This window comes from Bradyrhizobium genosp. P, from assembly GCF_049949265.1.
GTDB lineage: Bacteria > Pseudomonadota > Alphaproteobacteria > Rhizobiales > Xanthobacteraceae > Bradyrhizobium.
On record NZ_CP188195.1, the window covers coordinates 2,531,515 to 2,544,283 of the forward strand.

The 12,769-nt window shown below is 58.3% G+C and carries 7 protein-coding genes; 3 read left to right on the forward strand and 4 right to left on the reverse strand.

Going from position 1 to position 12,769, the window contains the following annotated elements:
- Positions 1-357: 357 nt before the first annotated feature.
- Genes ACP2YO_RS12290 through ACP2YO_RS12300 form a run of 3 tightly spaced genes read right to left on the reverse strand, consistent with a single transcriptional unit; the run spans position 358 to position 6,478 of the window.
- Positions 358-3,147 carry a helicase-related protein gene (locus ACP2YO_RS12290; RefSeq protein ID WP_426441104.1) on the reverse strand — a complete coding sequence of 930 codons (2,790 nt, stop codon included), beginning with the start codon at positions 3,145-3,147 and terminating at the stop codon, positions 358-360.
- On the reverse strand, positions 3,144-5,171 hold the full coding sequence (locus ACP2YO_RS12295) for a hypothetical protein (protein ID WP_426441105.1): 2,028 nt from the start codon (positions 5,169-5,171) through the stop codon (positions 3,144-3,146). The genes ACP2YO_RS12290 and ACP2YO_RS12295 overlap by 4 nt, the downstream gene beginning before the upstream one ends.
- The gene (locus ACP2YO_RS12300) at positions 5,171-6,478 is read right to left on the reverse strand and encodes a hypothetical protein (protein WP_426441106.1); all 1,308 of its coding nucleotides are present in this window, start codon (positions 6,476-6,478) and stop codon (positions 5,171-5,173) included. The genes ACP2YO_RS12295 and ACP2YO_RS12300 overlap by 1 nt, the downstream gene beginning before the upstream one ends.
- A 332-nt stretch (positions 6,479-6,810) precedes the next feature.
- On the opposite strand from ACP2YO_RS12300, the gene ACP2YO_RS12305 reads away from it, so the two are divergent.
- From ACP2YO_RS12305 to ACP2YO_RS12315, 3 genes are all read left to right on the forward strand, one after another.
- Positions 6,811-7,113: a transposase gene (locus tag ACP2YO_RS12305; protein ID WP_426441107.1), complete on the forward strand. Its 303-nt coding sequence runs from the start codon at positions 6,811-6,813 to the stop codon at positions 7,111-7,113.
- Between the two features lie 397 nt (positions 7,114-7,510).
- Positions 7,511-9,052, forward strand: a complete 1,542-nt coding sequence (locus ACP2YO_RS12310) for a Fic family protein (RefSeq protein WP_426441108.1) — start codon at positions 7,511-7,513, stop codon at positions 9,050-9,052.
- A gap of 520 nt (positions 9,053-9,572) precedes the next feature.
- On the forward strand, positions 9,573-10,322 hold the full coding sequence (locus ACP2YO_RS12315; protein WP_426441109.1) for a MetQ/NlpA family ABC transporter substrate-binding protein: 750 nt from the start codon (positions 9,573-9,575) through the stop codon (positions 10,320-10,322).
- Here the strand turns inward: ACP2YO_RS12315 and ACP2YO_RS12320 are convergent.
- A complete protein-coding gene (locus tag ACP2YO_RS12320; RefSeq protein WP_426441110.1) occupies positions 10,319-11,716 on the reverse strand; it encodes an FAD/NAD(P)-binding protein in 1,398 nt (465 codons plus the stop codon). The genes ACP2YO_RS12315 and ACP2YO_RS12320 overlap by 4 nt on opposite strands.
- Positions 11,717-12,769 lie beyond the last annotated feature (1,053 nt).

Here is a 12,769-nt window from a genome sequence, read left to right on the forward strand (position 1 = left end):
AGCACGAATAAAGCAACGTTCTAATTGTTGGGGGGCGAGGTTCAAGCTCGATAGCGACGGCGACCGGGGCGCAGACGTGCGACATCGCCTAGTCGCTGGGAGTCCGCTTCTGGGATGCGCCTATTGCCAGCTTGGCGACGAACATAAGGCGCATTGTAGTTCGCGGCCCACCGGGACGGTGAAGCCGCTCTAGGTCAAACCTCCGACGCCTCGGCTAACCTCAGACGAGCTGAGCACAAAGCGCCTGTCGCTTTGTGCCCATTTTGTGCCCCGGGGTGTTTGGTGAGGCGTGTAAACTTTCGGAAACGGGTAGTAATCTCGAGACCTTTCCCCGCCGAAGCTCTCTAGCAGCCGCCGCTAATCGCAGTCCAATTTGACAGAGAGATCGAAAGCCAAAACCTCAGCTGCAGCGGCGGGTAAGGGAATCCGATCAGCAGACTTTTCGGTGTGAGCTTCGTCGGTCCGATAATCTTCTCCCATCAAAACCTGGAACCAACGCTCTCGATCCATCACGACGCGGTACTGCTTCTCGTCTTGAGTCCCACCGATGTAAGGTAGAAAAACTCCTATGGCCTTCGAAACGGTTTCGGCTTTCGAACCGATCCGATCAACTCGCCCTGTCCGCTGCTCCAGAGTACTCGGGTTCCAACTGAGATCGTGATGAATGACGTGCCGGCAACTGAGGTGCAGATCGACGCCTTCAGCGAGAACGCTCGAAGCCACGAGCACTTCTGGAAAGAATGGCGTATTGAACGCGAGCATCAATCTTTGCCGCGTTTCTTGTTTGACCAGCCCATTGGCCAGCCGGATGTTCGGCATCAGGCTGGCCCCAGCCGCTTGACTTGAATCTTCATCCGGGTCGCGGTGTACTTCCCCGCGCCTGCCAGGCTGCATCCTGTTCAGCGCATCCAGATAGTCTTCACGCTCCCGAGGCGAACATCTCTTGGCGACAAATTTCAAGAATGCAGCGATCTTTTCGCTAAGCGAAGCGCCCGACATGTCGCGGGTATCGAGTGCCGCTTGGAGCGGCTGCTCACCAGAGCGGGCATGGATATCGAAATATCTGGCCACAAATAACGGCGTGCGGACAAAGCGCCGGACGACATCCTGGATCAGGTGTTGCTCTTCAGCGCTCAATTCTGGGTAAGGGGCGAGCCGTCGCTCCAGTTCCTTGTTGAGCGGATCGCGCATGCCGCCCTCCGTATCGAACCGGCCGCCAAAGTCCGTGACAGCTTTCTGAACGGCTTGAACATCCATTTCGAAACGCTGAGCAGCGTCATTCCATAGCTGGCGTTCGAGGGCGGCCGACAGATGCCTGACGAGTGCGCGTCCTGTTTCCCGGTAGTGGCAAAACACCACAACCTTCTCCCGGTGCCGCCATAAGTCCAATACCCGCGCGACTACGGGAGCGATCTTTGGATGCTGCGCATATGCCGCTTCGTCTGGCAGTGCTGCCGCCAACTTCTTGACGTACCTGTTCACGCGCTCGTCGGTATCCGATTGGCTAGCGACTTCCTCATCCTTGTCGGCGGATTTACGTGTCTCGAGGAACGCTTCGTAGCTCGAAGCCAATCCCTCTGCGAAGGTGGCGCGGCCCGCGTTTCCCTTGCCGGCGACGACAGCCTGTGCGCGTGCAGCAAGCAAAAAAGGAAGCAATGCGTCTTTCTCAACCGGAAGACCGCCATCACCGGTGTCTTCTAGCGCTATGGCTCGGCCAATTTGGCGTGATCGCCGAACAATATTAGTATCAGAGAACTTGGAATCACGGAGATGCCTAACTACCCATTTACGCAGCGGAATCTCCGCCTCTTTCATGGCTTGACGAGTTTGCTCGAAGGCCCTGATGAGGACTTGGACACGCTCCGATTGACTCTCCGGGCTACTCAAGGCGTACGGCCACCATTCTTCGACGGCAACGGGCACCCCATTTTGATCGACAAGATCGTCCTGGCGTAGAGATAGCCACCTCTTATCTAACTCTGCGGCGTGGTGCTGAGCGCGGTCCAGCGTCGAACCTAAAATCTTCAATTCCGCTTCGAAATCCGCTTTGGACGACTGAGGTAGGGTTTTCCAGGCAATCCCTTTGAACCTTCCGATTACGTTCAGTAATTCGCCATGTCCCAGCTGAAACGGCGTAGCCGTCAGGAACATCATTCGCTCAAACGCTCCGTCCAACGCACCCGTAATCGTGCCGCCATCCTCCCGTGCATCGTCGGCCACGAAAAGGGACGCCAAGCGAGTCGTGGGATTTTTCAGATGGTGAGCCTCATCGAGAATGAGAAGCGGCGAGCGAAATCTGGCTTTGGCGAGGATCGATGGCCACATCGTTTGTAGCGATCGGTTGATGACGCGACGAATGTTTTCCAGCCGCTGTTCGAGCGACGCTGACTCGCGCGCCGGCAACGCCCGCAGGCACTCCCGTAATTCGAGAATATCAATATCGCTGGAGTCGATTACCTTTTGGATCGCATCCGGTATTGGATCGTCTTTTAGTTGGTAATCTGGACGATCGGCATAGTAAGCATTGATGACGTCGCGCCATTCTCGATTTGGCATGCCCAATAGTTTGGCAAAAAGTTCAGGCACGTTGTAGGAGCTCTTCGTTCGTAAAAGCGCTGCCGCAAAACGGGGTAGCGCGCTACGTTTCTCGCCCAAATGCATGCCGAGCATGGCGCGCTTTATGAGCGCAAGCCGAATCCATTGATCGATATTCTGTACATGAAAGGCGCCATGCTTCAGAAAGATGATGTGAGGGCGGCTCTTAGCGTCATTGTCTATCAGCTTGAAGAATTCGAGCGCCGACGATGCCGGCTCCGCGCGCAGCGCCTTGTCTTGCGGGTGTTTGATGGCCAGATCTTTAAAGACGGCAAAATCTCGTGGCCATTTCTCGTGCACCGACGACGGGACCATGATGACTACAGGTCGTTTTCCTTTGTCGGCTAAGGCAGTCGCCATCGCAACCCCAAGCGCCACAAAAGTCTTACCCATCCCCACTTCGTCCGCGAGTACGATGCCAGGTTGGTCCGGCAGGCGGCGCAAAATCTCCCTTATCGTTCGCAACTGCCGAAGGGCATCTTGCTCACTGATGCGATCATTGTTGAGATCGAGACGTAATCCGAGATCGAAAATGTCTATCGGCCACGTCACGAGAGCAGTTCCTCGAACGAAGTCGTAACATAGGCGGCGAGGCTAGTCGGCGCATGCGCCTGACTTGCCAAGCTACGTAAGGCCAGCATTAGCTCCTTCACTTCCGGATTGATCTCGCGAGCGCGTAACGAACCTGACGCTTGCCAAGCAATATTGCGGAGCGTCGACGCGACTTCGGCAATCATAAAGGCAGCGCCTTCTGGATCCTCAGCAGCCAAACGTTTCGCCAAAGCGATGGGGCCGATAGGCCCATGCAGACGCCAACGTAGTGCCTCGAGAGACGCTGTCGGTTGCTGGAGGCGATTGCGCATACCTTCGAGGGCTTGAGCAACACGCCGCATACGGCGTAACAGAAACTGAGTCGTATCGACTTTCTTGTGCGGGTCGATTTCCAGATTTTTTTTAGGATCGGTCTTTTCTTCGCGGCGTTTGAGTATCCGACCCATAATTTCGTGCAGGGGACGTGCGGATGTCAAAATCTCTAGAAGTTCGGCGAGGGACAGGCTCCCTAGCTCTTCGGGCGGCGGCAAGGATGACGGATCCGCCACATTGACGATCCACGGCGCCCGGGATTCGCTACCGTCAGCATCCTGCCAACGGACTTCGAGCGAGCTGGGTGGTCGCTTTGACTCCCATGGGACGATGACAGTCTTTCGTTTTCCAAGGGCAAGGGCGGCACTGCTCAGGACGGGACTGCCATCTTTCAAATTGACGTCGAAAACCGGCGGGGCGTTCTCGTCGATTTCTAATTCTAACCGACCGCCAATTCCATCGAGGCAAAACAGCGCAAGGCCGAACGCGATGGGCAGAACAGGCGTATCGGATTCGTCAGCAGAACCATCCAGGCTGCCGAGAAATTGAACGCCATCGAGTTTTTTCAACACGACTTCTTTGGGCCACGACTGGGCACAGAGCTTGCCCAAACGCGAATTACCATCGGGGATCAAGTAGGCAACGTTCAGCTCGATATTGTGTCTGGGATGCAAGCCAAGCCCAGCTGCCGTAAAATTGCTGGATCCGAGCATATACAGCACGCGGCCATCACGTTCCAACCACACCGATTTCGCGTGGAGCGCCCGATCCTCAAATTTGTTATTGATTTCTTCATGCTGTTCGACGATCGAAAACTTGTGCTGAAGCGACGGATGTGAGGTCTCTTTGAGCGCAGCGGGCGCATCGATCTGCACTGTCCCGTCCGGCAACGTCCTTCCTGGGGCGACAACGGTCAATTGGCGATCGCCGCGCGTAGTTAAGAGGCCTACGAACGCCTGCGCCGTGACGACTGACTGTGCATCTTCATCGAAAAAGGGACTTAAGGCCCATGCCCTATCGGGCTTGGGACCAACCCAAAGACCGCTGAGCTGCTCCACAACGTTGCCACCGCCGCGAACGAGAGGGACAAGCACGCATTTCACGTCATCTGGCTTGACGGGAGGTAGCAAGCCGACGCGCTGTTCGATGGATGAAAGAAAGGCGCTTAGGGCAGCCTGGGGGCCGCCTTTCGTCCTATCAAGCCCTGGGGCAAAACTCCGCACGCTTCGGAGAAATGAAATACACCCCATGAGGAGATCTGGAGCCAAATTGCCTTCCGTCCCAAAATCGAGGACGGCCACAACCTCCTGATTACGGCGATAGGCCGGCTCGGTAAGATTGGCAGACCCTACCAATACGCGAATGCAGTTTTCCCAAGTCAGAATCGTCAGTTTCGCGTGCAAGACGCCACCCAGCGGGAGCGTTACAGGCAGCATGTTCCAACGTAGGCTCCGATCGGGCGCCGCATGCCCTCGATCGACCAGCACGCAAGCAAAACACTGAGAAAGCTTTTCTTCGCGTTCGATCAGATAAGCTTTTGGCGTCTCGTTGGAATTGCTCTGAATAGACAAAAACCGAGCGAGGCACTGTTCTTCGAATAGCTCGGCATCGAAAGTGAAACTCGTTGTCACGCAGCCCAGCGGACGGCCAAACGCCTCCTCGCCACGCCACAAGTCGAGCAACCGCGCCCGCGTCTGTTCGGCGGCCTTCATCAGAAGGCCTCCAATTCGGCAAGGAAGTTTGAGAAGGTTGGAATTCTATATTCATGCACATAATCCGCATGGATGTCAGGCGGTTCACGCAACGTGTAGCCAGAGCGTAACAAGACCTTGCCGCGCGCTGTGCGTTCGAACCATGGGCGCTTCCCGTTTGGCGGTTTATCGCACTGGACTTGCTTGTGGTGATCGAGGGTAGCTTCGAACAAATCTCCAATAGTCTGAACGTTGTCGAAACGCTCCACTCCCTGTGCAAGACCGTTCTTGTCCCATTCCAACAGTGTCGGATGAGAACGAATACGCGCAAGACTGGGGCCCAGGGTCGCGAGCGCAGATTTTGCGGTCTTGGAATTAGAAAATTCAGCCACGTCGACTGGCGCGCCGCCGTTGCTCGTTGCACAATAGCGAAGCCCATCGAAAGCATTGGTGATCGATCTTCCAAATGCCTCATAGGCATCGATCGCGGTGAGCAATTGATTGAGATCGGTAGAGGCACTATTGCTCAGTTTGCGAACAAACGGCGCTTCGTCTCTGCGTGCGCCCACACCGCCGCGCGCGATAACTGCGTCTTTGAGTGGGGTGATCATCTCAAGTGGGCCGGAAAGCGAAGTGATGCGGTTCAGCAGCACTTTCCTCTCATGTTTCCCAGGCAAGATTGGGTCGAGTCTCACCGCCAACTCACGCCAAAACTCACCCGATTGATAGGTCGTATGGCCTTTGTCCATACCCTGAGATACGGCCCGACGGAGCCGATCCCGGAATGCGCGGCCGTCGCCTCCCGAGGATTCGATGATGCCTTCGAGACCCTGATCTTTTGCCCACGCTTTGATCAGCTCGTAACCGCCATCGTCGAGGAGCCCATCTTCCGTTAGAATTCCGATATTGCGCGCGAGCCGACGAAAGACGCCCGTAAAGCCGAACGCCGAGGGCGTCTTGAGATAAGCTGTTGCATTCACAGGTCGCGTGTTGCGTAAGGCCTGCCTGACCTTCAGACCGCCGGGAACGCTGGATACTCCTGAAAGCGAGTCTTTCGCGCGAACAAACGCTTCGACGACGAACCATTCCCATACCAGCCACGGCGGCGTTATGTCGTCTGCTGCGGTTGCATCGAGGTCCCAGCCGTCGCAGACGCAGGCTCCGAGCGCCATGGCTGTCAGGAAGCGCGGATGGCCCATACGGACGGTAACGGCTGGCAATAATCGATCAGCGAGGCGATCATATCCAGGCTGTAACCCCAGCGGATCGATACTGCCTTCGGCCTCTTCTGAAGGGTCGAGTTCAGAACTAAACGGCGCCTTCAGCATACAGCAATTCACCAGTCTTCTATTTTTTGGCATCTAACCGGAGCTGCACGATCACGCCCAGCTTTGTCCGGAATCGGATGCTTTATATGGTTGTATGCTAACGCGGCGCAGTTGCAATGTCTGCAACTATCAACAACATGTTGAATATTAGGAGGTTGCCGGCGCATCTTAAAACGTTCGCTATCCGAACGTGTCGGCGGCGATCGCGTCCATCGCTTTCTTGTGGTCGTCGGACTTGAAGAGATGCCCGTAGCGATCCATGGTTACTTGCAGGGTATCGCTCCGGCGAGGGCCGCCTTGCGCGGTGCGATGGAGGGTGAAGACATAGGCGTATGACTGACCATACGCCTAATTCGAAGATCTCCCGGCTGGAAATTGTCTCGACGGGCGCTCGACGCCGTTGGACATTAGAAGAAAAGCAGCGGATCGTTGCCGAGAGCTATGGCGGGCCACGATTGGTGTCAGTGACAGCTCGGCGCAACGGGTTGTCTGCGAGCCAATTGTTCACGTGGCGCCGGTTGGCGCGCCAGGACTGGCTGAGCGGGGATGCCGTGCCGGCGCTTGTTCCTGTGGAGATCGCCGTTACTGTGAATCGGCGTGGGGTCCGGACGCCGATCGGCACGTTAAGGCACTGACATCATTGGTGTGCGGGGGGGGCATTTGGATGGCGCCGAATCACAGCAAGGACTCGGTAGAGCAGCGATATTGACCGCGCGACATCCCGGTTTGGATGAGCCGCCCCCGAGCGTGCCCGCTACCCGACATATCGATGGTTAAGCTCTCGCGAGTTCCAGGCGTCGAGGCGCCCGCAGAGCCCGCGTCGGTCCGCAGCCCCAGTCCGAGAAGTCCATTCCGGCTCGTGCCAAGTTCCAATGCGGAGCGGAGTGGGGAGAAAGCTATTCCAATGCCGCAGGTGGTCGAGCGCGAAATTTCATAAGAAAGTTGGGTAGTTACGAATTTTCACAGAACGTTACGTTTTTTCATGCTAAGTCGGTTTCTAGAATATAGATTCATGCTTGGGATCGAATTTTCATGGGAAGTGCCCCTGAGTACCATTTTTCGGAGCCTGTAACGATTTTTCATGGCTCCAGGCTGCCCGAACGCGCCACGCCTGTCGGATACGCCGCGCTGATCGATGCCCATGGCTTGAAAGTCCCGATGCCTCGCACGCTGTCCGCCATCGGGCCGCGCCATAAGGAATATCAACAAGACGGCTGGCACATTTACACGCCGCGCCACGCGCCGCCGGCCAGCCTCGAAGGACATCTGACGTTCGCCCTCAAATACGAAGGACTTGACCTGCTGGTCCTGAAAGCCCTGTTTCAGGCGACGGGACCAGAACCGATCGAGGCCATGGTCAGGGAAACGCCGACCGGCACCTATGCTCGACGCAGCTGGTTCTTGTACGAGTGGCTGCTCGGCAAGACGCTCGATCTGCCGGCGGCGGAGAAAGGCGTATATGCGGAGATCGTCGATCCCGATCTGCAATGGGCGGCGGCCGGGATCACCTCCACGCGTCACCGCGTCAAAAACAATCTGCCCGGGACGCCGTCCTTCTGCCCGATGATCTTTCGGACAGACGCCTTGCGCGAATTCACGAAACGCAACCTGCCAGAGCGCGCGCGCGAGGTTATCGCCGACGTGCCTGCGGACGTACTGGCCCGCACGGCCGCCTTCCTGCTGCTGAAGGACTCGCGCTCAAGCTTTGAGATCGAAGGCGAGCATCCGCCGCAGGAGCGCATTCAACGCTGGGGCAGAGCCATTGGCGAAGCCGGGGGCAAGCCGATCGACCTCGACGAACTGCTGCGCCTGCAACGCATCGTCATCGGCGACGACCGCTTTGTGCTGCTGGGGCTGCGCAACGAGGGGGACTTTGTGGGCGACCGGGACCGCGACACGGGCACGCCCTTGCCGGACCATATCAGCGCAAGGCATGAGGACCTGCCGTCCCTGATTGAGGGTCTGGTCGCGTTCGACCGCAAAGCAGCGCCGGATCTGGACCCGGTCCTTGCCGCCGCCATCCTCGCGTTCGGGTTCGTCTATGTTCACCCGTTCGCGGACGGCAACGGCCGCCTGCATCGCTATCTGATCCATCACGTTCTGGCGGAACGCGGCTTCAATCCGCCCGGCATGGTGTTTCCAGTCTCCGCCGCGATCCTGGATCGCATTAACGATTACCGGCGCACTCTTGAAAGCTATTCGGCCCGCCTGTTGCCCTTCATCAAATGGGAGCCGACGGACAAGGGGAATGTTCGCGTCCTCAACGATACGGCCGATTTCTATCGCTTCTTCGATGCCACGCCTCACGCCGAATTCCTCTATGAATGCGTGGCAAGGACGATCGATACCGATCTGCCGGCGGAAGCCAGATATCTGGAAGTTTACGACACGTTCAGGCGTAGCGTGACAGAGATCGTCGACATGCCGGACGGCACGGTCGACTTGTTGTTTCGCTTCCTGCGCCAGAACAAGGGTGTTCTGTCGAAACGCGCCCGTGAAAACGAATTTGCCAAACTGATGGACGATGAGGTCGCCAAGATCGAGGCGAGCTACGGGAATTCCTTTCCTGAGTAGTTGCAGACGAGAACCGGCGCGATGATGAGAGCCCTTGGGCGTCCGCGGTCAACAGACCCGCGGGAAATCTTGGGCCGATATCCAGAGCTATTCTGCAATCGATCTCTTGTTCTTCAGCGAGTGGAGCGGCGTATTGCGGCTTCCTAAGCAGCGGCCAATTCGGTGGCTGTAAATAGGCGCCGAAGGTTGGGTCTGACTCACTTCCGATGATTTTCGCTGGCGACCTCGGGTTCTCCAATAGGGAATCAACGCCATGCGAACCGGCTTTCGAATACGTCACGTGTGCCTCGTGGGCTGGCGTTTGACAGCGTAAGTGATTCAACGGACTCGATAATTTTGACATTGCGTTCGGACATGGCGGCGGCCAATTGTCCGTTGTGCGGGATGCTTTCGCGCCGAATTCACAGTCGCTATCTTCGACAGGTAGCCGACTTGCCCTGTGATGAACACGGAGTGGAATTGAGACCATGAAGACTTTGTTTCGCCTGGCGCAGGCAGCAGGTGTGCTGCTTGCATTGCATTGACGGCCAGCGCCGTCGCGGATGAGTTCCTCAAGATCGCGGCCAGTGCCGGACCGGTCGGGCAACTGGCTCAGTTTGCCGCCAAGCTCGCCAAGGACAAGGGCCAGGACGTCAAGATCGTCGAACTGTCCGATTGGGTTGCACTGAACGAGGTGGTCAACAGCGGCGACGTCGACGCCAATTTATTCCAGCACGGCACCTATCTGGCGATTCAGAACAAGCAACGTGGCTTCAATCTGGTTCAGGTGGACAAGGTCGGCGTGATCGCGCCGGTCGGGCCATTCTCGAAGAAGATCAAGTCTCTCGACGAGATCAAGTCCGGCGACAGTGTCGCGATCCCGAACGAGCCGCTGAACGGCGCCCGCGGATTGATCCTGCTCGAGCGCGCCGGGTTGATCAAGCTGGCGCCGGGCAAGGGCTTTGCGGTGAGCCGGTTCGATATCGTCGAGAACCCGAAGAACCTGAAGATCGTCGAGCTCGACCCGGCGCAGACCTATCGCTCGCTCGACGACGTCACGCTCGCGCTTGTTAATATTACTTATCTGATACCCGCCGGCGGCGATCCAAAATCGGCACTGGTCATCGACCGCACTGTGGACGACGGCCTGGTGTTGCGCTTCACGGCGCGACCGGACAAAAAGGACGATCCGCGCCTGGAGGCCTTCATCCAGGTCTTCAACTCGCCGGAAGTGAAACAGTTCATCGAACAGAAGCTGCCGGCGTTCATTCCGGCCGGATTCAGCAGTTAGACGCTGGTAAGCTCTCGATGAGGCTCGGGCGATGGCTCGCTTTCGCTGCTGGCTAGCCGCGCCGCGAGGGCGGCACATTGGTTGCGGATATCGGGGATCGCAATGATCTCCCAGAAGGCGGCGCGGGTCAGCGGGCCTATTGCGAATAGCCGGTGCGATCGGACACCGTCGCGATTGATGATCGCGCAATCGGCATCTGTGTCGATGCCGATACAGAGCGGATCGACGCGAGCGAGTCCCTGGTCGAACAGGCTGCGTACCGCCGGATTGGGAGTAGCGCGCGGATCCTTGACGATGCCGGTGCAATCCACGACCGCGCCGACCTGCATGTCGCGGATATCGGCATCGCCGCGTCGGCGATAACTGATCCGGACTGCGGCGTCGTTCGGTTCGACGCGGATCGCTTTGGCGGCCATCAGGGTGAGTTGTCCCGTATAGAGCGCCTGGGTGATGCGGGCCTCGACCTCGGGTGCCATACGGTGGCGATGCACATCCCACCAGGCGCGCGCGTGCTCCAGGAAGCGGCGCCTGGAGGTCGGCGGGAGCTCGCGCCATAGCCGCTGGGTGTAGGGACGGAGGCCGTCGATGACACCGCGCCAGTCACCTCCCTCAGCGACATGCCGGTCAATGCGGTCCCGAAGCCAGCGCAGCAAGCGGCCGATGCCGGCGCCGAACGGAACCTCGGTCTCCGCGATACGCACAGCATCGACGCGGCGATGAGGTTTTGCGAGCAGGCCTCGCCGCGACATCGCGATGATCGGCCCTCGGTGCCCATCGCGGAGCAGCGACAGGACGTAGTCGACCATCGTCAGTCCGGTGCCGAGGATCAGAACGGTCGCGTCGGGGGAGATGGGAGCAGCTGAAGGCGGCGCCCAGGGATCTGCATGACCCGGACTGCTGGCTCTTGTGTCATGTCCGGTCGCGAGGACGAGGGTGTCCCCGAGAAGCGCGCGGCCATCCTCCAGAGTGACCAGGACGTCGGCGTCGCTTTCGCTGACGCCGACGCAAGTGCCATGTACGATCGAGAGAGGTGGCGCGTCCGCCTGATCCGATGCCTGCTGTTCGAGCAGGCTCGCGATGTAGTCGCCATAGATGCGCCGAGGCACAAAGCAATAGGGATCTGGACACGCCGGCACAACCACCTCGCGTGAGACCAACCAGCGCCAGAAGTGATCCGGCTGGTCCGGCAGCGCGCTCATATTGGCGACGCGCACATTGAGCAGGTGGTCGGGGTTGCCCGTATGGTATGCGATGCCGCGGCCGATTTCGGGGCGCTGCTCGAGCAAGGTGACGCGAAGGTCACGCACCGGCTGGTGCAGTAGCTGATAAGTCAGCAGGACGCCGCTTGCGCCACCGCCGATGATGATCACGTGACGCCCGCCGGAACCCGTCATGCCGTCGCTCTACCGATCAGCCGGTCGCACACGATGTGCGGTGCCAGGGATTATTTTTCAAAGTGCCGATACATGACCTAGTCGTGGTGCTGGACCGTCGGTGTCCAGCATGGAGTTGGGCAGTGCTTTCGGCCCAACCCGGTCGATGCGAGAGGCGCGGTTAGCCGTGCGGCCCGAACAGAAAGAGGTCGTGGAGACTATCCCGTCGATCGGCCGCCGCCGAACGCGCGAGTCTTCGGCGCCATCTCTGTACTCGCCGGGTCATGCGACGAAGAACCTGAAGCCAAGACGGTGCCGGCTGCATAAACTCTCCTCCGCATTGCAGGTGTCTTGGAAGATAGCATGTCTTGGTGCGGGCCGGACGCGAATGTTGGCGGTGCCAGCAACTTTGAAATCAAAAGCGCGCGCCGCGTCGCCTTGCAGGAGGATAATTTCCTCGGCGAATACGCGGATGAAAATTCATTTTCTGTAGACCGATGCAGACGCCTGTGAATCGGGCGAGATGCTGTCATGTTCGGCGTTCCGCATGTGACATCGGTGATCGTTTTCAAGCCTAAACGGCATATTGAGCTGGGAGCGGACTCGTTCCGATCCGCAAGCAGCGGGAATCGACATCGCCATAACCTTCCTGCTCTCCGGCCTGCCGCAAACGCGGTGTCGCGCCGAGGCGCCAACTTTGGATACCCATTTCATTGACGGGGGTACCATTCTGCCGGATATTCGAGCCAGCAGGTTGTGCTGCTCAGGGTCACGCGATGCGAACGAAGGACGGACAGTTGATGTGTGACATGCGACGCCGCATGCCCCATCGCTGCGTCTCGGCGGCGACCGGTGTCTGTTGTTGATCGTACCGACAAATCCAAGTCCATCGACAGTCAGACAGGAGCGCCGAAACCCGGCGATTGAGCACACATGTCCCAAGCCTATGTCATCGAAGTATCAGATCGAACTGCCGGTATCGTTGTCGCCGACGAGCGCGGCTTTTGCTTCTTCTCGTCCGAACGTGCCTTTGACAGCCTCGACGGCGGTCATTTCGGCTCCGCCCGGGCTGCC